Below are 21,074 nucleotides of genomic sequence, written 5' to 3' on the forward strand. Positions count from 1 at the left end.
CGAGTGGTGGGGCAAGAGCGTTTTGCTTACTTTTGCGCTTTTCAAAAGTGAGCCGCCGTCAGGGCGGAACCCTAAGTAGCCGTTACCGCAGCAATGGATATCTACACAATCCAGCTGCGTTGACTGTCAGGCCGTCTTCGCAGGCAAGCCAGCTCCCACATTGGATCGCGGGGCATCAGTTATATCAGCGTCGGCTGTCAGGCCGTCGCGGGAGCAAGCTCCCTCGCCACAGGTCCTGCGTCGCATTAAAGTTGTGTAGATACCTATGCTGCGATGAGGCCATCAGCCCCACTGAAAATCTAAAGAATCACCGCCCCAATCAACCCACACACCACCCCCACCAGCATGGTCAACCCGGCCACCGTCACTAGCACCCGCGCATCGAAATCCTTGCGCAGCATCAACAGCGACGGCAGGCTCACGCTCGGCAGGGTCATCAGCAAGGCCACGGCCGGGCCGGTGCCCATGCCCAGGGCCATCATAGTTTGTACGATGGGAATCTCTGCCGCTGTCGGAATCACAAACAGCGTGCCCACAATCGCCAACGGCACCAGCCACACCAGGCTGTCAGCCATCGCCCCGTCCACATGAGGGAACAACCATACCCGTGCCGCGCCGAGGATCAGCACCGCCAGGATATATACCGGGATAGTGCTCCAGAACAGCTGCCACAGGGTGCGTAACCAGCGGCTCAGGAACGGTTGCGATTCCACCGTGCTGACATCGGCCACGGCCTCCAGTGCGGCTTCCGGCACTTGGTCCGGCCGCGCAATACGCTGTGCCACCAGGGACACGCCCACCACCAGCACAATCCCCGCCACCAGCCGCAACGCGGTGAAACCCCAGCCCAGCACAAAGCCCATGAACACCAATGTGGCCGGGTTCAATACCGGGTTGGCAATCCAGAACGCCAGTGCCGCGCCGACCGACACCTGCTGGCGGCGCATGCCCGCCGCCACCGGGGCCGCGCAGCAGCTGCACATCATCCCCGGCAGGGCGAACAACCCGCCGCGCAGGGTCGAGCCCAGCCCGGCGCGGCCAAACAGGCGCAGCAGCCAGTCGCGGGGAATCAACACTTGCAGCAAAGAGCCGAGGATCACCGCCAGTACGGCGGCTTTCCAGATGGCCAGGAAATACACCTGGGCATAGGCCAGCGCTGCCGCCAGGGGCGAGCTTTGCTGGTCATTGAGAATCGAGGCGCCAATGCTGTGGTTATCGGCCGCTACAAACGCCTTGAGGTAGTAGGGCGACCACTTCACATAGTAGAGGCCGATGCAGGCCACCAACAGAAACAGGGCCGGTTTGCACCAGAACGCCCAGCCGCGGCTGGGCTGGGTGGAAGCGAGGTTGGGCATGGAGATGATCCGCAGGTGAGTCGATAGGCTGGCATCATACGCCCCTGCGGCCCAAGCTTCAGATATCTGCGCTGACCTGGGTCGGGGCCGGGCAGTTTTCCCCGCCGTTATTCAGCCCTTGCTTGTAGTTGCGGCTGAGCAGCGAAGCCTTGCCGTTGTGCCAGGTCAGTGTCAGCACATACAAGGAGTCATAGTCATTGCCCGACCAATCATCGGTGATGGTGTGTTTTTCACCGGCTGCTTCGCTGGCGACTTTGTTGATCAGTTCCGGCAAGTAACCATGGGACCAAGCCGTATAGATCGTCGCGTTGCGGTACTTGTCCTCGACCAGTTCTTCGGCCAGGGCGCTGGTGTCATTCGCTGAAAATTCGATGTTCACCGGCAGGCCAAGCTTGATCGCGCTGGGGCTGATGGTGATCAATGGGCGAATGTAGCTGTAGGAGTTATCCAGTTCGCCTTCCTCGACATTACGCGTCGGGTTGGCAGCGAACACATAGTTGGCTTTGCCAAATTTTTCCGGCAACAGGGTCGCCAGGTTCATGGCGCGGTTCAGGCCCTGGCAATTGAGTTGGCCCAGGCCACCGGCCGGCTTTTCGCCGTGGCGCAGGAATACCAGGGTTTGCACGCCATCGACCGGTTGCGCACGGCTTTCACGGGCGTCCAGGGCGGTGACGATGGCGGCGCTGACCAGCAGCAGCGGTAACACCATGTAGGAATAACGTTTGAGTCGTGGCACAAGGCGCAGAGGCTTGATCGTCATGATAGGTTCGAGTCTTCGTGCGTCGGGTTAAGGCGGACAAGCCCGGCCCCAGTGACGCATCAGCGCCCTGCGGTGTTCCCTGTCGATAGAGCAAAGCGCCTCCTTTCATTCTTCGGGCGCTCTTTAAGAGTGCATTCGGGCGCTTTGGTTCGCCCACGCGGGAGTCTAGCCGGCAAATGTTGCGCAACGATGACCCATGCACGATGGCAGGCAGATGACTATGATGGGACTTTCCGTCCAGGGGGTTCTCGATGAACGCACTCGCCGCTTTCCCGATCAACAGCAAATGGCCCGCCCAGCACCCGGAACGCCTGCAGTTGTATTCGCTACCCACGCCCAACGGCGTCAAGGTGTCGATCATGCTCGAAGAATTGGGCCTGCCTTATGAGGCGCACAAGGTCAGCTTCGACACCCAGGACCAGTTGTCTCCCGAGTTCCTGTCCCTGAACCCTAACAACAAGATCCCCGCGATCATCGACCCCAACGGCCCGAGCGGGCAGCCGCTGGCGCTGTTCGAGTCCGGCGCGATCCTCATCTACCTGGCGGAAAAAACCAGCCAGTTGCTTTCCGAAGACCCGGCCACCCGCTATGAAACCCTGCAATGGTTGATGTTCCAGATGGGTGGCATTGGCCCGATGTTTGGCCAACTCGGGTTCTTCAACAAATTCGCCGGCAAGGTGTATGAAGACAAACGCCCGCGTGACCGCTACGCCGCCGAATCGCGGCGCTTGCTGGGCGTGTTGGAAAAGCGCCTGTTGGGCCGCACCTGGATCATGGGTGACGAGTACAGCATCGCCGACATTGCGACCTTTCCGTGGGTTCGCAACCTGATCGGGTTCTACGAGTCCGGTGACCTGGTGGGCATTACCGATTTCCCTAACGTGCTGCGCGCGTTGGACGGCTTTGTCGCACGTCCGGCGGTGATCCGTGGCCTGAACATTCCGAGCTGAAGCATGCCGACTTTCGATTTTCAACAACTGGATGTCTTCAGCAGCGTGCCGCTTAAAGGCAACCCGTTAGCCGTGGTGCTGGGGGCCGATAGCTTCACCGACCGGCAGATGGCGGACTTCGCCAATTGGACCAACCTCAGCGAAACCACGTTTTTACTGACACCGCGCGATCCTCGTGCTGACTATCGGGTAAGAATTTTCACCACCCTTAAAGAGCTGCCGTTCGCCGGGCATCCAACCTTGGGCAGTTGCCATGCCTGGTTGCAGGCTGGCGGCGTGCCACGCGGGGAGGAGATTATCCAGGAGTGCGAAATCGGCCTGGTGCGTATTCGCCGTCAGGGCAGTGAACTGGCGTTTATCGCGCCGCCCTTGTTGCGTGCCGGCCCGGTGGAGGCGCCGTTGCTGGAGCGCGTGCGCCTGGCATTGGGCCTGGCGCCCGAGGCTATCTTGCGCAGCCAGTGGGTCGACAATGGTGCCGGTTGGCTGGCGGTGATGCTGGCTGAGCGTGATGCCGTGCTGGGCCTGCGCCCAGACTACGCGCAACTGCAAGGGTTGGCCGTAGGGGTGATCGCCCCCTGTGACCCCACGCGTGACGCGGTGGACGCGCAATTTGAAGTGCGCGCTTTTGTCGCTGGCGATGGCGCCGCCGAAGACCCGGCCACCGGCAGCTTGAATGCCGGCGTGGCCCAATGGCTCCTCGCCGAGGGCCTTGCGCCCAGCCGCTACGTGGTCAGCCAAGGCACGGCGATAGGGCGAGCGGGGCGTATTTATATCGAGCGCCAGGGCGATGAAATCTGGGTGGGCGGCGCCGTAGCGTTGTGCATCGAAGGGCGTCTACAGCTTTAGATCAATGAATTGTTACGCGCCTGGCAATACACTGTTAGCCCCTTGGCGTTTGTGTTGCCAGGACTTGGGGGCATAAGCTTTCGCCCCAAAGTGTTCAGCCATTTTTCAGGATTGCCATGACCAGTCAGTTCCCCCAAGCTCGTCCACGTCGCCTGCGCCGCTCCCCGGAGCTGCGTGGCCTGTTCCAGGAAAGCGAGTTCACCCTCAACGACCTGGTACTGCCGATTTTTGTCGAAGAAGAAATCGACGACTTCGTGCCCATCACCAGCATGCCGGGTGTGTTGCGCATTCCTGAGAAAAAACTCGCCGGTGAGATCGAGCGTTACGCCCGCGCCGGCATCAAGTCGGTGATGACCTTCGGCGTGTCCCACCACCTCGACGCCAGCGGCAGCGACACGTGGAAAGAGCGCGGACTGGTTTCGCGCATGTCCTCGATCATCAAGGACGCCGTGCCGGAAATGATCGTGATGTCCGACACCTGCTTCTGCGAATACACCGACCACGGCCACTGCGGCGTGATGCACGGTGCCCATGTCGACAACGACGCGACCCTGGTCAACCTCGGCAAACAAGCCGTGGCCGCCGCCCGCGCCGGCGCCGACGTGATCGCCCCGTCAGCCGCGATGGACGGCCAGGTCCAGGCCATTCGCCGCGCCCTGGATGACGCCGGCTTCACCCACATCCCGATCATGGCCTACTCCACCAAATTCGCCTCGGCCCTCTACGGCCCCTTCCGCGAAGCCGGCGGCAGCGCGCTCAAGGGCGACCGCAAAAGCTACCAGATGAACCCAATGAACCGCCGCGAAGCCGTGCGCGAATCGCTGCTGGACGAACAGGAAGGCGCCGACGCGCTGATGGTCAAGCCGGCCGGAGCCTACCTCGACATCATCCGCGACATCCGCGAAGCCTCGCGCCTGCCGGTGGCGGCGTACCAGGTGAGCGGTGAGTACGCGATGATCAAGTTTGGTGCACAGGCCGGGGCGATTGATGAGGACCGCGTGGTGCGCGAGACGTTGGGGTCGATCAAGCGAGCGGGGGCGGATTTGATATTTACGTATTTTGCGATGGATTTGGCGTTGGCGGGGATTTAAGGACATCGTTTCTCCCCTGTGGTGAGCGGGCTTATCACAGGGGTAGGAGCACTCATACTTAGTTAAATTTTTCGTAATCTTGCGCACCTAGTGACACCAACCATTTCCTGAAGAAATCAATTTGTTCCTGTGGGTCGTTTGTTAGGTTCTCCTCTTCGTAGTCAAACAAATGGACCATGTCGTCATTGGTAGCTTGCTGACCTAAAGTCATTTCGTATGCGACGAGCCCCGCGCTCATCTGAGAAGCCATTCTTGATGGTTTAACGTTTATTTTTGCCCCTTTGCATAAAAAAGTTATATGCGGGAAGTCTGCTCTTATTTTTGCGAGGCAAATATATAAGTCATGCCCTTCATAAACTTTTTTAAAGTTGTCGGCCTCTGAAAATGTCATGATGAGCTTCCTTGGGTCATATTTGACGGTGACCTCCTTGTGCTCGTTTTTGATTATTACCTTTATATTTTTAGTTTTCATTTTATTTCCTGTTGGGGTTTGGTATGGAATATCCAACGTAAGTTCCATCAGATTTTACTGGGGTGGCGCCTAATATATCCTCTGGGTCGATTTTGTTATGGATAGCGAATTCTAGCTCTTTAGGGTACGGCGCCTGCTTGCCTAGTTCTGTATTTATATCATGCCCCTCAATACTCTTAAGTGTGTACAAATAGCCTTTTTTATCTCCGTAGCTGGTAGCAAAAGTGATCCCGACTGCCCGTGATGGCGATGTGCTTATGAAGTTGCTGGGAGGGTCATTACTGTCAATTGCGTGTAGGTACAAATCTTCGCTATCGCCTTTGCTTTTAAAGCCATTTTTGAATACCTCGTTTGGAGGGGTTTTGTCTCCGCGAAAAAGATACTCTTCGTCATTATGAGGAGTCGGAAGGTTGGGTTCTGATTTCTTACTTGATGCTGGAGTTGAAGGATCTTCAGCGCCTAAGAATGGTTCGCATCCTACCGTACCTGGGCATCTGTTCAGTCCCAGCGGGTCTACCCAACCTGTCGGATTGGGCACATACCGATACCCATTGATCCCTCCCGCCAACTTCACCGGGTCCGGTGTCAGGTAGCGACCAATATCCGGATTGTAGTAGCGATGGCGGTTGTAGTGCAGGCCGCTTTCCGCATCGAAATACTGCCCTTGGAACCGAAGCGGATTGTCGATTTTACTTACGTCGAGCCGGGCGATCTGGCCGTAGGCGCGGTAGTGGGCGGACCAGACGATGTCGCCTTTTGGGCTGGTCAGTTCCTGCGGGGTGCCGAGGTGGTCGAGTTGGTAGTGGTAGGGCTTGGTTTCTTTTGGGCCGAAACCTTCCAATAGTGCTAACGGGCGGAAGCTGTTGGATTCGTAGAGGTAGCTGCGATGGCGTTCCGCGTGATGCTCGACAATCAGCTTGTCGCCTTGCCAGAAAAACTCGGTGGTTTTGTCGTCCACGGTTTTGCTGATGCGCCGTCCAAATGGGTCATAGCGATAGCTGGCGGTTTGGCCGTTCGGCTTTGTGATGCTGATTAACCGATGCTGGCAGTCGTAGCGGTATTCGGTGATGAGTTGCTGGCCTTTGCCGCGCCGCTCACGAATCAAGTTGCCGAAGGCGTCGTAGTCGTAGTGGCGGTCGCCCTGGATCATCAGGCGGTTGGCCGCGACGATGTCCGGGCCGGGGCGGTCTTGCATGAGCAGGTTGCCGGCCGGGTTGTGGCCGAAGCGTTCCTGTACGTCTTGCGAGTGATCGGCGCGGGTCAGGCGGGCGAGGGGGTCGTAGTGGTAGCGGTGTTCGCCTTTGCGGGTGTCGAGCAGGCGGGTGAGGTTGCCGGCTTTGTCGTAGTCGTATTGGCGTTGGTAGAGGTGGTTCTGTTGCTGGGTGACCGCGTGGGCGTGCAGGCGGTGTCGCTCGTCGTAGTGGTAGTGGCTGAGCAGTTGGCCTTGCTGGCGCTGATGTTCGCGGCCGCTGTTGAATAGATGGGAGGTGAGCACTTCTCCGTTGAGTTCGACGGTGGCGAGGTGGCCGCCTTTGTCGTGGTTGAAGGTGACTCGGTTGTTGTCTGGCAGGCACAGGTTTTTAAGCTGGCCGCAGGCGTCGTAGCCGTAGCGCAGGGTGCCCCAGCCTTGGTGTTCGGCGGTGAGGCGGTTTTGGCGGTCGTATTCGTAGGCCAGCGCCCAGTGGCCGTCTTCGACGCTGAGGAGGTTGCCTTGGCGGTCGTAGGCATAATCGATAATGCTGTTATCGGGCAGGGTTTTTCGTACGAGGCGCCCGGCGTGGTCGCGCTCGTAACGGGTGATTAGCTGACTGTCATCGTCGCCGTATTCGGTTTTCTCCAGCAGGTTGCCGTTGAGGTCGTAGGCATACGCGGTGCGCTGGCCGTCGAAGCCGGTTTCCTGGCGGATCAGGCCGTTGGGGTGGTAATCGAGTTGGTAGGTTTCGCCGGCTTCGTTTTCGATCTCGGTGAGCAGCAGCCGGACGTTGTCGTAGCGGTACTTGACTTGGGTGCCGTCGGCGTTGAGGCGGCGGCTGATCAGGTGCAGGCCATCGGCGTATTCGTAGCGGGTGACGTGGCCGAGTTCGTCGCGTTCGGCGATGATTTTGCCGTAGGGGTTGTAGCTGAATTCCCTACAACCACCACCGGGCTGGATCAGTTTCAGCAAGCGTCCTGCGGCGTCCCACTGATACTGGATTAGTGCGCCATGCTCATCCTCACGGGCAACCTGTCGACCCAGATCGTCATAGCGATAACGCTTGATCCCACCATTGGGCAATTGCTCCTCAAGCAACTGTCCCCGTTCATTCCATACCAGTCGATGGCAACTGTGATCCGGGTACCAAATCCCGGTCAGTTGCCCGTGCTTGTTGTAGCTGTAGTCAGTAACCTCACCATCGGGATCGGTCCTACGCGTAACATCGCCTTGCTCATTACGCTCATATTTCCAGACCGCCTCCCCACGCCTGACAACCCGTACAAAACCGTTGTCATGCTCGTAGGACGTTGGCTCATCATCCCTCGGAAACAGTGCCACCAAGCGTCCGGCTTCGTCGTACTGATAGGCCGTCACCGCGCCCATCGGGTCTTGCTCGACGGTCAGCCGACCCTGGTCGTCGTAGGATTTAAAGTGCGTGGCGCCGTCCGGATCAATCCTCTGCACCAGCCGCGCCCGGTCGTCATGGACATAGACTTCCTGGCTACCATCGGCGTTATGCACGGTGACGCGCCCGTCATCGTCCCAGGCATAACGCGTGTCCATCTGCGAGAAGCTCGCCCAATGCCGGACGCAACGCGCCGCCTTGCCAGCGCGTTCCCATTCCCAAAAGAAACTCGCGCCACCGGCCAGTTGGCGTTCAAGAATGACGTGCTGATCGTCGTACCGATAACGTTCGCTTTCCCCGACAGCATTGGTCGCGCAAACCAGTCGTCCGTGTTCGTCATAGGCGTAGGAAACAAGGTTCTGTTCGGTTTCCCACACGTAGGGCTCACGCTCTTTGGCGCGATGCACCTGATAGTCCACCGCGACGATGCGACCCAACTCATAACGCAACAGCAACGAGCGACCCGCGCCGTTATCCAGTCGCTCAATCCGCCCTGAACGATCCCGGCAAAGGCGCAGCCGGTTGTCATACGCATCGCTGATAGAGACCAGTACGCCATCGCGAAAGTGGTAGAAGCGCGACGCCTGGGCCAGCACCAACTCGTCAGGCGCCGAACCCAAGTAGATCGCCGCTTCGGCCAGGCTATTGGTGATCGCAGGTCGAGCGGCAGTCGGCAAGGGAAACTGAGTACGGCGGTTCTCATGGTCAGTCCACACCACCAAATCACCCGACACCACCAGCCGATGGGCCAACGCATGGCTCCAACCCAACCCCAACCCACAATCGACCTCCACCGCGCTGGTGCGATACAGCCGCGTCCACTCAAACGGCAAAACCCCATCCAGCGCGCCATCGGTGAGGGTCAGCAATTCCTCGCCAGTGACCATCGACACCGGGCAACCGTGGGTGACGGTTTTATCCGCAGGCGCCGCCGCATCCCCCTTCGGGTTCGACGCCATAGCCGGCACATCATCGACAGGCTCCTGACGGACCAACGTCGTGCGCTGGGTCTTGCCGCGCACCATCGGCACCGGGTTTGAAACCAGCGTGTCGCCCGCCTTCAACGGCACAGCCGGCACCGTCTTAATCGGCGTCGCCGCACTGCTCAGCAACATCGGCTTGGCCGCCTCCACATGGGTTTCCAGCCGAGGCCCGACCACCTGCTTGGCCAGCAACTCCAACAACGCCCGCGCCCGCCCGGATTTGACGTGACTGAGCACACGAGCCCCCAATCGCGCCACCACGCCCATCGCACTCAACACGCGAATCAGCAGCAGATTGATCAGCACCTCACCGGTAATCTCACCCCACAGTTCAGCCATCTCCGTAGGCGGGAGCATGCGCATCCAGCTGACCAGCGCCGACAGGTAGACAAACAGCAGCGGCTCATCACTGAGCACCAACAAGCCCTGGGCGATCGCGTCACTGCCCAGGGTCAGTAGTTCATCGAGCTCAGTTTGCGAAAGGTAGTGCAGCAGTTTTTCGCTGTTGGGCTTGAGGTCCGCCAGCAGCGCAGACAGTTCGCCAATGTTGTCCCACAGGCTGTAAAGCGCCTTGCCCAATCCACTGACAAAGGCCGCCTCCAGCAGGCGGCGCCGCTCAAGCGGGCGGGCATCTGTGTAATTTTTCCACTGGGCCTGGAAGGTGTCGGTCCACTCTTTGCGCAGCCGGGCTTCCAGCGCGGTGATCACCGACTGGTAGGACGCATACAGCGCCTTGAGGTGATCCTGGGAAACGTTGGGGTAGAAACTCACCCGGTATTGCTGGTTACGATCGCACTCGGTAACTTCGAGGATGCCACTCGGACCGATGGTCTTATGGAGGGGCTCGCCCAGCGGGCCGCCGTTTGGATCAACGCGTTGCACCACCACCGGCGTGTTGCCGATGGGTACGAACCTGGTGCTCTGGAACATATGCACCAGGGTCAAGGTCCCTGTGGCCTGGCACGTGGCGACGGTGCTGCTGGGAAACAGGGAGCGATTGACCGGGGCAACCAGCGCGACGTCATCCCCGACCTTGAACACCTGTTCGACGTCCAGCGCGGAGAAGCTCCAAAAGCTTTTGGCCCACTCGTCAAAGGTGTTCAAGCAATCGCGAAAGTCACGGAAGACGCCCTCGACGTCGACCGTTTCCACGTTCATTGGCGTCAGCGCCAGCCTGCCAATGGCCGGGTTCAAGTGGCGGCCCCGTCAACCGCACGCGTCACGAAAAAAACCATCTGCACTCCCTCGCACTGTTTGATCAGGCGAGGGACTTTGCAGAGGTTTGCCGGGGTGAGGAGTAGAGCTTATCCGGCAGTTGTGTGGGATGTTTCAGTTACTGCCAGGCACTGGGTTCGGCATGCCGACGAACCCCGGTTAGACTTACCTGTCGATATCAGCACTGCCCGGCCCGTCGTTAACCAAGGAAGCCTCATGTATTCAACGCGTCTGCTGCTCTGCCTTATTCCTTTACTGGTACTGGCCGGGTGCTCAACTTCCCGTGGCCCCCTGCAGCCCGAGCGCAGTGAAGCCGAGGTGAAGGCGCAGATCGTGCGCCTGCTGCCGGCCAAGGTTGCGGACCGTAACGGTTGGGCCCAGGACATCTATACCGCCTTCGACACCCAGAAAATCTACCCCAGCACCGAAAACATCTGCGCGGTACTGGCGGTGACCGAGCAAGAGTCCACCTATCAGGTCGACCCGCCGGTGCCCGGTATGGGCAAGATCGCTCAGGATGAGATCCTGCGCCGCGCCGGCAAGGTGCATGTGCCGGCCTTCGTGGTGCGCAGCGCCTTGCAACTGCGCTCGCCCACCGGCAAAACCTACGCCGACCGTTTGAATGCCGCCCGTACGGAGAGGGATTTGAGCGACATCTTCGACGACTTCATCAGCATGGTGCCCCTGGGCAATACGCTGTTTGGCGGGTTCAACCCGGTACACACCGCAGGCCCCATGCAGGTCAGTATCGACTTTGCGCAAAAACAGGCGCGGGGTTATCCCTACACGGTGGACGGCACGATTCGCCGCGAAGTATTCACCCGTCGCGGCGGTATGTACTTCGGCATCGCTCATTTGCTCGGTTACCCGGTGAGCTACGACCAGCCGTTGTACCGCTTTGCCGACTTCAATGCTGGCTGGTACGCCAGCCGCAATGCCGCGTTCCAGGCCGCGGTCAGCCGTGTTTCAGGCAAAGAGCTGGCGCTGGATGGGGATTTGATCCGCTATGGCTCATTGCTGCCCGGCACCACCGAGCTGGCGGTGCGTTCACTGGGGGTCAAGTTGGACATGCGCAACCCGAGTATTCGCAGCCAACTGGAGCAGGGCGAGCAGTTGGATTTCGAGGACACCACCTTGTACAAGCGCGTTTTCAGCCTGGCCGACCAGGCGGCCGGCAAGCCGCTGCCACGGGCGATCCTGCCGGGTATTGTGCTCAAGAGCCCGAAGATCACCCGCAACCTGACCACGGCTTGGTTTGCCAAGCGCGTGGACGAGCGCTACCAGCGCTGCCTGAAGCGCTGATCAACCGCGGCGCTTGACGAACCGGCGCCACAAGCCCACCCACAACCACACCACCGGGAACGCCAGGATCACGAAGGGCAGCACATAGCTGGCACGTTCCAGGGCGTCGGCGGTGCCGTTCACCAGGTTGTCTCCCAGGTTGCTGAACATCCGGGTGAACCTTGACACCTGGTTGGCGCCGTCCGAGGAGCGGAAGTTCAAGGTCACGCGGTTGGTGTCGAGGCGGCGTTGCTGGCCGGCGGCAACCTGGGCCAGTTCCTGCAGCTCGTTTTCAATGCCGGCTTGCTCTTTGCTCAGGACGATCAGGTCGCTGACGGTAATGTCCTTGCGCTTGGCCAGTTCGTCGAGGCGTTGCTGCTGGGCTTGTAGGCGATCCTGGCGGCGTCGCACATCCGCCACCGCATCGGCCAGGTCTTCGGCCGTGGTGATGCGCTGGCCGAGCTTACCGCCTTCGGCCGCCAGGGCGACCATCGGCTCCACACCCGTGGGCGCGATCCGCAGGATGATCTGGCCACCCTGGCCGTCTTCGGTGATGCCCAAAATATTGCAGGCACCAAAGCGCGCCGTTTCACACGCCTCGCGAGTGGCCTGCATGCGCGGCGAAAGCAGGGCACCGGGCAGCGCCAGGGTCAATTCATGCTCATAGGCCAGTTGCGCCCCGGCCTTGCCCTGTTCGCCATTGATGACGGTGGCGCGAGAGGGGTCCTTGGGGGAACAACCGGCCAAGGCCAGGCCAGCGAGCAAGATCAACAGCGGCGCGCGAAGCGGGTGGGAGTTGCCGTCCAGGTGGCGCATGGCGTGTCCTTGAGGTGTGCGGGAGAAATTGGTGGCGATTAAAGCGGGTCTGGCGAATTAACGCAAAGTATCACGTGGGGGAGAAGGTAGTGGTGAGGGCGAGCGCTGTGTTCACGGTGCCGCAAGCTGACAGGCAATGAGATCAAATGTGGGAGCTGGCTTGCCTGCGATAGCGGGGCGTCAGTCAGCAATGATTTGACTGAACCGCCGCCATCGCAGGCAAGCCAGCTCCCACATTTTGACCGAGTTGTTTCAGGGGGGGCGAGAAAAAGAAAAGGCCTGGTTTTCGTGGAACCAGGCCTTTTCAATGTTGCTCGTTATGTCTCATATGTAGGAGCGAGCTTGCTCACGAAGAACTCACAGGCAACACGTTCTATCAGGAGCGCTGCGTTATCGTTGAGGTTTTTCGCGAGCAAGCTCGCTCCTACAGGTCAACTGCGTTCGAGCGCCAGGGCTACGCCTTGGCCGCCGCCGATGCACAGCGTTGCCAAGCCTTTCTTGGCATCGCGCTTGATCATTTCGTGCAGCAGGGTCACCAGTACGCGGCAGCCTGAAGCACCGATCGGGTGGCCGATGGCGATGGCGCCGCCGTTGACGTTGACCTTCTGCGCGTCCCATTCCAGCTCTTTGCCCACTGCCAGGGATTGCGCGGCGAAGGCTTCGTTGGCTTCGATCAGGTCCAGGTCAGCCAACTGCCAGCCGGCCTTGTCCAGGCAGCGGCGGGTGGCCGAGACTGGGCCGATGCCCATGATGGCCGGGTCGACGCCCGCGTTGGCGTAGCTGGCGATACGCGCCAGTACGGGCAGGCCGAGAGCCCTGGCTTTCTCGGCGCTCATCAGCAGCACCGCGGCGGCGCCGTCGTTCAGGCTGGAGGCGTTGCCGGCGGTGACGCTGCCGTCTTTCTTGAACGCAGGCTTGAGCTTGGCCAGGGATTCGGCGGTGGTGCCGGCGCGGGGTTGTTCGTCCACCGCGAAGGCTACCGGGTCGCCTTTGCGCTGGGGAATCAGGATCGGCGTGATCTCATCGGCAAAGCGCCCGGCTTCGATAGCAGCAGCGGCTTTTTGCTGGGAGGCGGCGGCAAAGGCGTCCTGGGCTTCGCGGCTGATGCCGTATTTGTCCACCAGGTTCTCGGCGGTGATGCCCATGTGATAGTCGTTGAACGCATCCCACAGGCCGTCGGTGATCATGCTGTCGATCATCTTCGCGTGGCCCATGCGCAACCCGGTGCGCGCGGCAGGCAATACATACGGGGCCAGGCTCATGTTCTCCATGCCACCGGCAATGATCACCTCGGCGTCGCCGCAACGAATGGCCTGGGCGCCCAGGTGCAAAGCCTTGAGGCCCGAACCGCAGACCTTGTTCAGGGTCAGGCTAGGCACGGCGTGGGGCAGACCGGCAAGGATCGAAGCCTGGCGCGCCGGGTTCTGGCCGCTGCCTGCGGTGAGTACCTGGCCGAGGATCACTTCATCCACTTGCGCCGGGTCCAGGCCGGTCTGCTCCAGCAGCCGACGGATCACGGCGGCGCCCAGTTCCGGGGCCGGAATGTTCGCCAGCGAACCTTGGAAGCTGCCCACGGCGGTGCGGGTGGCAGCAACAATCACGACGTCTTGCATGGAATCTGTCCTCACTGGAAGTGCATTTCTGGAACGTGGTCCGGGACGATCAGTTTACCGGCGGTCTTGCTCACAATCTCTTCAACGCTGACGCCAGGTGCGCGTTCCTTGAGGACAAAAGCGCCATTTTCGATTTCCAGGTACGCCAGGTCCGTGAGCACACGCTTGATGCAGTTGGCACCGGTCAGCGGCAGGCTGCACTGGCTGAGCAGCTTGGACTCACCGTCCTTGGAGGCGTGGGTCATGATCACGATGATGTTTTCTGCGCCAGCCACCAAGTCCATGGCACCGCCCATGCCCTTGACCAGCTTGCCGGGGATCATCCAAGAGGCGATGTTGCCCTGTACGTCCACTTCGAATGCGCCCAATACGGTGAGGTCGACATGCCCACCGCGAATCATCGCGAACGACTCGGCGGAAGAGAAGATCGAGGCGCCGATGCGCGCGGTGACGGTCTGCTTGCCGGCGTTGATCATGTCGGCATCGATGGTGTCTTCGGTCGGGAACGGGCCCATGCCCAGCAGGCCGTTTTCCGATTGCAGCATCACTTCCATGCCGTCGGGGATGTAGTTGGCCACCAGCGTCGGAATGCCGATACCGAGGTTCACGTAGTAACCGTCCTGCATCTCGCGGGCAACGCGTTGAGCCATTTGTTCGCGGGTAAGCGCCATGATTGTTTCCTCTTATTGTTCTGGACGGGGATTATTTGCGGACGGTGCGCTGTTCAATGCGCTTTTCGAAGGTGCCGCAGATGATCCGGTCGACGTAGATGCCAGGGGTGTGGATCTGCGCCGGGTCCAGCTCGCCCGGTTCGACGATTTCCTCGACTTCGACCACGGTGATCTTGCCGGCGGTGGCAGCCAGCGGGTTGAAGTTCTGGGCGGTGTGACGGTAGATGACGTTACCGAAGTGGTCGGCTTTCCAGCCTTTGACGATGGCAAAGTCGCCGGTGATGGACTCTTCCATCAGATAGGGGCGGCCCTTGAATTCGCGGGTCTCCTTGCCTTCGGCAACGGGGGTGCCGACGCCGGTGGCGGTAAAGAAGGCCGGGATGCCTGCACCGCCTGCGCGCATTTTTTCTGCCAGGGTACCTTGAGGCGTGAGCACCACCTCAATCTCGCCGCTGAGCAGTTGCTTCTCGAACAGGGCGTTTTCACCCACGTAGGAAGCGATCACTTTGCTGATCTGCTTCTGTTCCAGCAGCACGCCCAGGCCAAAGCCATCGACGCCACAGTTGTTGGAGACCACCGTCAGGTCGCGGGTGCCTTTGCGCTTGATTTCGGCAATGAGGTTTTCCGGAATGCCACACAGGCCAAAACCACCGGAGAGCACGGTCATGCCGTCTTCCAGGCCTGCCAGCGCTTCTTCATAGGACGCCACGCGTTTATCGAAACCTGCCATATGCACCTCTTTATTGTTTGTGGTCCAGCCAGTGAGTTGAGTGTTGCGCCAGTGGATTGATTTGTTAAGTTGTTTTTTAAGGTTGATTGGTTTGAAAAACAGCATAATCAGCTTCGAGCTGCAAGCATCAAGCATAGCCCGCAGCTGCTTTCACTTGCCGCTTTCAACTTGTAGCTTGGAGCTTCCCCTATGACCGTCAAACAGATGCGTGCCTTTCTCGCCGTCGCGCAAAGCCTGAGTTTTGCCGCTGCCTGCGAGCGTTTGCACCTCTCCCAATCGGCGTTGAGCTTGACCATCAAGGGCTTGGAAGAAGGTTTAGGCGGGCGCCTGTTCAGCCGCAATACCCGTAACGTTGCGCTGACCCCTGAAGGTGAATCCCTGTTGCCCCTGGCCCGCCGGTTGATTGCCGATTGGGACAATGCCGAAGACGAACTGCGCCAGCGTTTTACCCTGCAACGCGGCCGCGTCACGGTGGCGGCCATGCCGTCGTTCGCGGGGAACCTGTTGCCGCCGATCCTGAAGATATTCCGCGCCCGTTACCCTCAGGTGAACGTGACGGTGCATGACCTGATCAATGAGCAAGTGCTGGAGATGGTGCGCGACCGTCAGGTGGAGTTGGGGGTGGCGTTCGAGCCATCAGATGGCTCGTCATTGGCGTTCACGCCGTTGTACCTGGACCGCTTTGTGGCTGTGGTGCCGGGAGATTCAGCCTTGGCACAGCGCGTTGAAATCGACTGGAAAGCTCTATTGGAACAGCCGTTCATCACCCTGCAACGGCCTTCCACCGTGCGAGTAATGCTGGAAGAGCACCTAGGGGCCTTGCGGATGAAATTGCCCGTGGCCTTGGAAAGCCATCAACTGGCGACGGTGGGCAAGATGGTTGCCAGCGGTTTGGGGGTTAGCGCGGTGCCGGCGTTATGCGCCAGGCAGATGGAGGAGGCGGGAGCCCATTGCATTACCTTGACTGGCCCGGTGATCGAGCGGCCGATTGGGGTGCTGACCAAGCCGGGGCATGAACTGTCGGCGGCGGCGCAGGTGTTGTTTGATATCTTTCGGGATGAGGCGGGGAAGGGCAGGTTTCCAACTTTTTAAATCAGTAAATACAAATGTGGGAGCTGGCAAGCCAACTCCCACATTGATTGAGCACTACTTAGTAGTAACGGTCGATCACTTTAACTTGCGAGCTGTCTTTGAAAGACGCCCAGGCATTGTTAAGTGTATCGAAGACTTGCTCGATAAAGTTGCGATCAGCGGCGGCCTTCTTGCCGACATAACCCTGGCCACGGCGGTACATCTTCAGGCGCGCCGCCAGCTCACGGTTATTGCGGTCAAACTCGGCTTCTTCGGTATGGGGCGCCAGGCAGTCAATTTGCACTTCGCCCGATTTGCCAATCCACAGAATATGGTCGTCGAGTGTGTCTTTCTGCGCTGCGAACATCTCAGCCAATTCATCGATAGTTGGTTGGTTGTTCAGATTCATGTGTAAGCCCCTTGACCAGTTGGCGATCTATCAGTTGATTCGTTAATACCAGTTAAGTTGTCTCCGGTTACTAAAACCGGGCGTCAGCGACGGGCTGCCGAATATGGGCAGGGTCTTGAAGCTGATGCATGTAGTCTTGCTGATGGACTGCTACGCAATGCTCTGATTGCGAAGACAAGCCGCGTTTGAGCGTCTTGTACCTGTCCCTTTCGGGGTCGGTCAGCTTCATCAATCTGCCTTGTGGGCAGTGCACATCCAGAAAAACAGCTCGGCGGTCAGACGAGCCTGTTCAAAACGCTTGTTACCAACGCTCCCGATCCGAGAGACGTCTAGATCATGCAAGGACAAAAAGGTTACGTCAACGGTTATGTAGTGATTATTTTTTCTCACTACATAAATTGCCGTGGGGGGCGGCGGAATGCGAGAAAACGTGACTTGGGCGTCATTTTTTGGAAGTGATGGTCGAGCGCCTCAACCCCTGTAGGAGCGAGCTTGCTCGCGAAAAACTTGGGCTCGCCGTGGGGTGTCAGATTGCCCCGGTTATCGTTGACTTTCGCGAGCAAGCTCGCTCCTACAGAGAGAGCTGGTCGACCAGTAATGGCAGTAGTCGCTCACAAGAGGCCTGGATTTTTGCCTGCAACAGCTCATCCCCCCGAGTCTTGCCCAAGTTGATAGCAATCACCGGCTTACCCTGTTCAACCATCGCCTTGCACAGGCGAAACGCCGAATAGGCCATCAGCGACGACCCCACCACCAACAGTCCTTCGGCATGCTCTACCGCTGTCATTGCCTTGAGCGCCGTCGCCGGTGCGACGTTTTCGCCAAAGAACACCACATCCGGTTTCAGCCGTTCGCCGTTGCAGTGGGGGCAGCGGGGCATCTGGAAGCGCTGTTCGAACGCGGGATCGAGCAAGGTGTCGCCATCTGGCGCTTGCACCGCATGGACCTGTGCCATGTGCGGGTTATCGACTTCCATCTGCCGCTGGATCACATCGCGCTCGCTGCGCAGTTGGCAATCCAGGCAGAGCACGCGATGCAAGCTGCCATGCAGCTCGATCACACCCTGGCTGCCGGCCTGGTCGTGCAGGGTGTCGACGTTCTGCGTAATCAGCCCGCTGATATGGCCACGCTGTTGCAGCGTCGCGAGCGCAAGGTGGGCCTTGTTCGGCTGGGCAATGCGCACCCGCGGCCACCCCAGCATCGCCCGTGCCCAGTAACGGCGCCGCGCCTCGGGGGTGGCGAGGAATTCCTGATACATCATCGGTGGCTTGCCCCGGCGTACACCTTCACCGTCCCGGTAATCCGGGATACCCGAAGATGTACTGATCCCTGCGCCGGTCAGCACCAGAAAGCGCCGGCCGGTCATGGCCCGGTGCAGGGTGTCGAGGTGGTCTGCCTGATGGTCCAGCGTGTCGAGCATGGTTCCCCCTATTCGCCGCGGATGTACTGTTCCAACTGCTGGATCAAGGCCGCTTGTTCGGCAATGGCTTCCTTGACCAGGTCACCGATGGACAGCAGGCCCAACAGTTTGCCGTCTTCGACCACCGGCAGGTGGCGCAGGTGACTGTCGGTCATGATGTTCATGCATTCCTCGACACTTTTATGGGTGTCGACGGTGATGACGGGAGAGCTCATAACATCGTCGACCCGAGTGGTCACCGACGACAGGCCTTTGAGAATGAGTTTACGTGCGTAATCACGCTCGCTGATGATCCCTACGACCACACCTTCCTTGACGACCGGCAAGGCTCCGACGTTTTTCTCCGACATCCGCACCAGCGCTTCGAACACCGTGTGGTCCCATTGAATGGTGTGGACGTCCTGGTTTTTCTGATCCTTGGCTTTGAGCAATTGTGCGACGGTTTTCATGGCGGCCACTCCGGTGTTGTTCTTAGGTAGTCAGGGTCCCCTAAAGAATCCTAGACGGCCTGCGGCAGGGCAAGACCCAAAGCGGCGTTAAACCTGTCGAAAAACGTCATTTGCCGGATTTTTACGCGTTCTAGCCCGCCGTTGTCGGTTTCTTTGTGCGCTTTGGGCTGGCAGCAGCCTTGCGCGGGGCGGCCTTGCGTTTGTTTTTCCACGGCGTTGCACCCCGGCCTGCGGGACTGGCGGGGCCAGTGATGGTCATGCGCATGCCGTTGCAGCGCGCTACCTGTTTACTCATCCACGCCGCTTGCTTGGCGACGAATTCTTCCAGGCTCATTTCGCCGCTTTGCACCATGTCCAGCGCCTGTTCCCAGATGGCGGTGGTGCCAGGGTCGGCGATGGCGCGGGGCACGGCGTCGATCAGGCTGAACGCGGCCGGGGTTGCCGACAGGGCCTTGCCGTTTTTCACCAGGTAACCGCGGTCCAGCAGGCCCTGGATGATCCCGGCGCGGGTGGCCTCGGTGCCGATGCCCGTGGTGTCCTTGAGCTTCTGCTTGAGCAACGGGTCCTCCACCAGCTTGGCGACGTTTTTCATCGCCTTGATCAGGTCGCCTTCGGTAAAGGGCTTGGGCGGCTGGGTCCACAGGTCCTTGAGGTTGACCTTGGCCACGGCGTAGTCGTGGCCCTGCACCAGCGTCGGCAAGGCTTGGGGCGCAGGCGCTTCGCGACCTTTGGCGGGTGCCAGCGCTTCGGGCAAGGCACGTTTCCAGCCCGGCTCGATGATGACTTTGCCCACTGCGCGCAACGCCTGGCCGGCACAGTCGAAATCGGCCTGGGTGCGGTCGTATTCATGGTTGGGCAGGAACTGCGCCAGGTAGCGCGCACGAACCAGCGTATAGACCGCGCGGTGCTTGCCGGTCAGTTGGCTGATGTCCTTGCCGGCCCCTGTGGGGATGATGCCGTGGTGGGCGCTGACTTTCGCGTCGTTCCAGGCCCGCGAACGGCGCTGTGGGTCGATGTGCGGCATCAGCGCGTTGACCGCGGTGTCCGCACGGCCCAGCGCCGCCAGAATCGTCGGCGCCTCGCTGTGCTGGCTCAGCGGCAGGTAGCCGCAATCGCTGCGCGGGTAGGTGATGGCCTTGTGGGTTTCGTACAGGGATTGGGCGATATCCAGGGTTTCCTGGGCGCCCAGGCCAAGTTTCTTCGAGCAGATCTCCTGCAAAGTGCCAAGGTCGAAGGGCAGCGGCGCCACCTCGCGCATGCGTTCGGTACGCAGCTTCACCAGCCGCGCCGTGGCGGCGTTGAGCATGGCGTCGGCCGCGTCTCGCGCCAGTTGCGGGTTGAGGCAGCGGCCCTGGTCGTCACAGGCATCCTCAAGGGCGCGCCATTGGGCGGTGAAGGTCATGTGCTCGTGGCGCAGGTCGACATCGATGGCCCAATAGGCCACCGGCACGAAGTCGGCGATGCTGCGATCACGGTCCACCACCAGGCGCAAGGTCGGGGTTTGCACCCGGCCTACCGGGAGTACGCCCTGGTAACCGGATTGGCGCCCCAGCAGGGTAAACAGGCGGCTCATGTTCATGCCGATCAGCCAGTCGGCACGTGAGCGCCCCAGGGCCGAGTGATACAGGCTGAAGGTTTCTGCACCGGGTTTGAGCGCCGCCAGGGCCTTGCGAATGGAGGCGTCGTCGAGTGCCGACAGCCACAGCCGCTGGATCGGCCCGCGGTAGCGGCAATGCTCCACCAGTTCACGGGCGATCATCTCGCCTTCACGGTCGGCGTCGGTGGCGATCACCAGTTCCTGGGCTTCCCCCAACAAGCGTTTGACGGCCTTGTATTGGCTGGCGGTCTTGGGCTTGACCAGCATCTTCCATTTTTCCGGAACGATCGGCAGGTCGGCTAGCACCCAGCGTTTGTACTTGGCGTCGTAGGCGTCGGGCGGAGCGGTTTCCAACAAGTGGCCGATGCACCAGGTGACCGTGACTCCGTTACCCAGCCAGCAGCCATCACCGCGACGGCTGGCGCCGAGCACGGCCGCGATATCCTTGGCCTGGGAGGGTTTTTCACAGAGGTACAGCCGCATGGTCATCACATCAGATCAGGTTGATGCCTTGCAGGATGCTTATTTGGAAGGGTTTGAGCAACCATTATCTGTATGGATGTACAGTAATTTGTGTGGGCACCACACACCGCTGTAGGGGCGAGCTTGCTCGCGAAGGTCGTTAACGATGACGCGGGGCGCCTGGTGCCCCGCGTTGCTCTCAGGTTCTTCGCGAGCAAGCTCGCTCCTATGTATGGACTCGCCCCCACTGTCAACCCGCTTTTCAAACAATGGTACCCGGTTG

Annotated in this window: 17 protein-coding genes; 5 read left to right on the forward strand and 12 right to left on the reverse strand. The window is 60.0% G+C overall.

Going from position 1 to position 21,074, the window contains the following annotated elements:
• Positions 1-299: 299 nt before the first annotated feature.
• On the reverse strand, positions 300-1,355 hold the full coding sequence (locus DK871_RS26025; protein ID WP_056788363.1) for a permease: 1,056 nt from the start codon (positions 1,353-1,355) through the stop codon (positions 300-302).
• A 58-nt stretch (positions 1,356-1,413) separates the two neighbouring features.
• Positions 1,414-2,115, reverse strand: coding sequence for a histidine phosphatase family protein (locus DK871_RS26030; RefSeq protein WP_161907164.1), 702 nt, complete (start codon positions 2,113-2,115; stop codon positions 1,414-1,416).
• A gap of 251 nt (positions 2,116-2,366) precedes the next feature.
• Between DK871_RS26030 and DK871_RS26035 the strand changes: the two genes are divergently transcribed.
• The 3 genes from DK871_RS26035 (at position 2,367) to hemB (ending at position 5,002) form a co-directional block, all read left to right on the forward strand.
• A complete protein-coding gene (locus DK871_RS26035) occupies positions 2,367-3,065 on the forward strand; it encodes a glutathione S-transferase N-terminal domain-containing protein (protein ID WP_161907165.1) in 699 nt (232 codons plus the stop codon).
• Between the two features lie 3 nt (positions 3,066-3,068).
• The gene (locus DK871_RS26040; RefSeq protein WP_161907166.1) at positions 3,069-3,911 is read left to right on the forward strand and encodes a PhzF family phenazine biosynthesis protein; all 843 of its coding nucleotides are present in this window, start codon (positions 3,069-3,071) and stop codon (positions 3,909-3,911) included.
• Positions 3,912-4,027: 116 nt separating this feature from the next.
• Positions 4,028-5,002: a porphobilinogen synthase gene (gene hemB / locus DK871_RS26045; RefSeq protein WP_016977356.1), complete on the forward strand. Its 975-nt coding sequence runs from the start codon at positions 4,028-4,030 to the stop codon at positions 5,000-5,002.
• Between the two features lie 58 nt (positions 5,003-5,060).
• On the opposite strand, the gene DK871_RS26050 is transcribed toward hemB, so the two are convergent.
• A complete protein-coding gene (locus DK871_RS26050; protein ID WP_161907167.1) occupies positions 5,061-5,474 on the reverse strand; it encodes a hypothetical protein in 414 nt (137 codons plus the stop codon).
• Between the two features lies 1 nt (position 5,475).
• Complete coding sequence (locus tag DK871_RS26055; protein WP_161907175.1) at positions 5,476-10,215, reverse strand: RHS repeat-associated core domain-containing protein; 4,740 nt, start codon at positions 10,213-10,215, stop codon at positions 5,476-5,478.
• A gap of 273 nt (positions 10,216-10,488) precedes the next feature.
• On the opposite strand from DK871_RS26055, the gene DK871_RS26060 reads away from it, so the two are divergent.
• Entirely contained in the window at positions 10,489-11,574 is a 1,086-nt protein-coding gene (locus DK871_RS26060) for a DUF1615 domain-containing protein (protein ID WP_161907168.1), read from the forward strand.
• Here DK871_RS26060 and DK871_RS26065 read toward each other — a convergent pair whose 3' ends face one another.
• The 4 genes from DK871_RS26065 to DK871_RS26080 all read right to left on the reverse strand — a co-directional run bounded on the left by DK871_RS26065 (position 11,575) and on the right by DK871_RS26080 (position 15,383).
• Positions 11,575-12,369, reverse strand: coding sequence for a DUF4349 domain-containing protein (locus DK871_RS26065; RefSeq protein ID WP_161907169.1), 795 nt, complete (start codon positions 12,367-12,369; stop codon positions 11,575-11,577). It abuts the gene before it with no gap.
• Between the two features lie 431 nt (positions 12,370-12,800).
• Positions 12,801-13,982, reverse strand: coding sequence for an acetyl-CoA C-acetyltransferase (locus tag DK871_RS26070; RefSeq protein ID WP_161907170.1), 1,182 nt, complete (start codon positions 13,980-13,982; stop codon positions 12,801-12,803).
• 11 nt (positions 13,983-13,993) lie between these two features.
• The gene (locus DK871_RS26075; RefSeq protein WP_003190327.1) at positions 13,994-14,653 is read right to left on the reverse strand and encodes a CoA transferase subunit B; all 660 of its coding nucleotides are present in this window, start codon (positions 14,651-14,653) and stop codon (positions 13,994-13,996) included.
• A gap of 31 nt (positions 14,654-14,684) precedes the next feature.
• Positions 14,685-15,383 carry a CoA transferase subunit A gene (locus tag DK871_RS26080; protein WP_003190329.1) on the reverse strand — a complete coding sequence of 233 codons (699 nt, stop codon included), beginning with the start codon at positions 15,381-15,383 and terminating at the stop codon, positions 14,685-14,687.
• A 189-nt stretch (positions 15,384-15,572) separates the two neighbouring features.
• Here DK871_RS26080 and DK871_RS26085 point away from each other — a divergent pair, with 189 nt between their 5' ends.
• The gene (locus DK871_RS26085; RefSeq protein WP_161907171.1) at positions 15,573-16,475 is read left to right on the forward strand and encodes a LysR family transcriptional regulator; all 903 of its coding nucleotides are present in this window, start codon (positions 15,573-15,575) and stop codon (positions 16,473-16,475) included.
• A 58-nt stretch (positions 16,476-16,533) separates the two neighbouring features.
• Here the strand turns inward: DK871_RS26085 and DK871_RS26090 are convergent, their stop codons facing one another.
• From DK871_RS26090 to DK871_RS26105, 4 genes are all read right to left on the reverse strand, one after another.
• Positions 16,534-16,863, reverse strand: coding sequence for a hypothetical protein (locus tag DK871_RS26090; protein WP_003190335.1), 330 nt, complete (start codon positions 16,861-16,863; stop codon positions 16,534-16,536).
• Positions 16,864-17,434: 571 nt separating this feature from the next.
• Positions 17,435-18,283 carry an NAD-dependent protein deacetylase gene (locus DK871_RS26095; protein ID WP_161907172.1) on the reverse strand — a complete coding sequence of 283 codons (849 nt, stop codon included), beginning with the start codon at positions 18,281-18,283 and terminating at the stop codon, positions 17,435-17,437.
• An 8-nt stretch (positions 18,284-18,291) separates the two neighbouring features.
• Positions 18,292-18,732 carry a CBS domain-containing protein gene (locus tag DK871_RS26100; RefSeq protein WP_161907173.1) on the reverse strand — a complete coding sequence of 147 codons (441 nt, stop codon included), beginning with the start codon at positions 18,730-18,732 and terminating at the stop codon, positions 18,292-18,294.
• 130 nt (positions 18,733-18,862) lie between these two features.
• A complete protein-coding gene (locus DK871_RS26105; RefSeq protein WP_161907174.1) occupies positions 18,863-20,812 on the reverse strand; it encodes a DNA topoisomerase III in 1,950 nt (649 codons plus the stop codon).
• Positions 20,813-21,074: the final 262 nt, after the last annotated feature.

The sequence above is a fragment of the Pseudomonas sp. L13 genome, assembly GCF_009935965.1.
In the GTDB taxonomy this organism is placed as follows: domain Bacteria; phylum Pseudomonadota; class Gammaproteobacteria; order Pseudomonadales; family Pseudomonadaceae; genus Aquipseudomonas; species Aquipseudomonas lactis.

Bases quoted from the DNA above. Each gene is read 5' to 3' on its own strand.
- DK871_RS26025 (WP_056788363.1), bottom strand. From the start codon at position 1,355: ATGCCCAACCTCGCTTCCACCCAGCCCAGCCGCGGCTGGGCGTTCTGG.
- DK871_RS26030 (WP_161907164.1), bottom strand. From the start codon at position 2,115: ATGACGATCAAGCCTCTGCGCCTTGTGCCACGACTCAAACGTTATTCC.
- DK871_RS26035 (WP_161907165.1), top strand. From the start codon at position 2,367: ATGAACGCACTCGCCGCTTTCCCGATCAACAGCAAATGGCCCGCCCAG.
- DK871_RS26040 (WP_161907166.1), top strand. From the start codon at position 3,069: ATGCCGACTTTCGATTTTCAACAACTGGATGTCTTCAGCAGCGTGCCG.
- hemB (WP_016977356.1), top strand. From the start codon at position 4,028: ATGACCAGTCAGTTCCCCCAAGCTCGTCCACGTCGCCTGCGCCGCTCC.
- DK871_RS26050 (WP_161907167.1), bottom strand. From the start codon at position 5,474: ATGAAAACTAAAAATATAAAGGTAATAATCAAAAACGAGCACAAGGAG.
- DK871_RS26055 (WP_161907175.1), bottom strand. From the start codon at position 10,215: ATGAACGTGGAAACGGTCGACGTCGAGGGCGTCTTCCGTGACTTTCGC.
- DK871_RS26060 (WP_161907168.1), top strand. From the start codon at position 10,489: ATGTATTCAACGCGTCTGCTGCTCTGCCTTATTCCTTTACTGGTACTG.
- DK871_RS26065 (WP_161907169.1), bottom strand. From the start codon at position 12,369: ATGCGCCACCTGGACGGCAACTCCCACCCGCTTCGCGCGCCGCTGTTG.
- DK871_RS26070 (WP_161907170.1), bottom strand. From the start codon at position 13,982: ATGCAAGACGTCGTGATTGTTGCTGCCACCCGCACCGCCGTGGGCAGC.
- DK871_RS26075 (WP_003190327.1), bottom strand. From the start codon at position 14,653: ATGGCGCTTACCCGCGAACAAATGGCTCAACGCGTTGCCCGCGAGATG.
- DK871_RS26080 (WP_003190329.1), bottom strand. From the start codon at position 15,383: ATGGCAGGTTTCGATAAACGCGTGGCGTCCTATGAAGAAGCGCTGGCA.
- DK871_RS26085 (WP_161907171.1), top strand. From the start codon at position 15,573: ATGACCGTCAAACAGATGCGTGCCTTTCTCGCCGTCGCGCAAAGCCTG.
- DK871_RS26090 (WP_003190335.1), bottom strand. From the start codon at position 16,863: ATGAATCTGAACAACCAACCAACTATCGATGAATTGGCTGAGATGTTC.
- DK871_RS26095 (WP_161907172.1), bottom strand. From the start codon at position 18,283: ATGCTCGACACGCTGGACCATCAGGCAGACCACCTCGACACCCTGCAC.
- DK871_RS26100 (WP_161907173.1), bottom strand. From the start codon at position 18,732: ATGAAAACCGTCGCACAATTGCTCAAAGCCAAGGATCAGAAAAACCAG.
- DK871_RS26105 (WP_161907174.1), bottom strand. From the start codon at position 20,812: ATGCGGCTGTACCTCTGTGAAAAACCCTCCCAGGCCAAGGATATCGCG.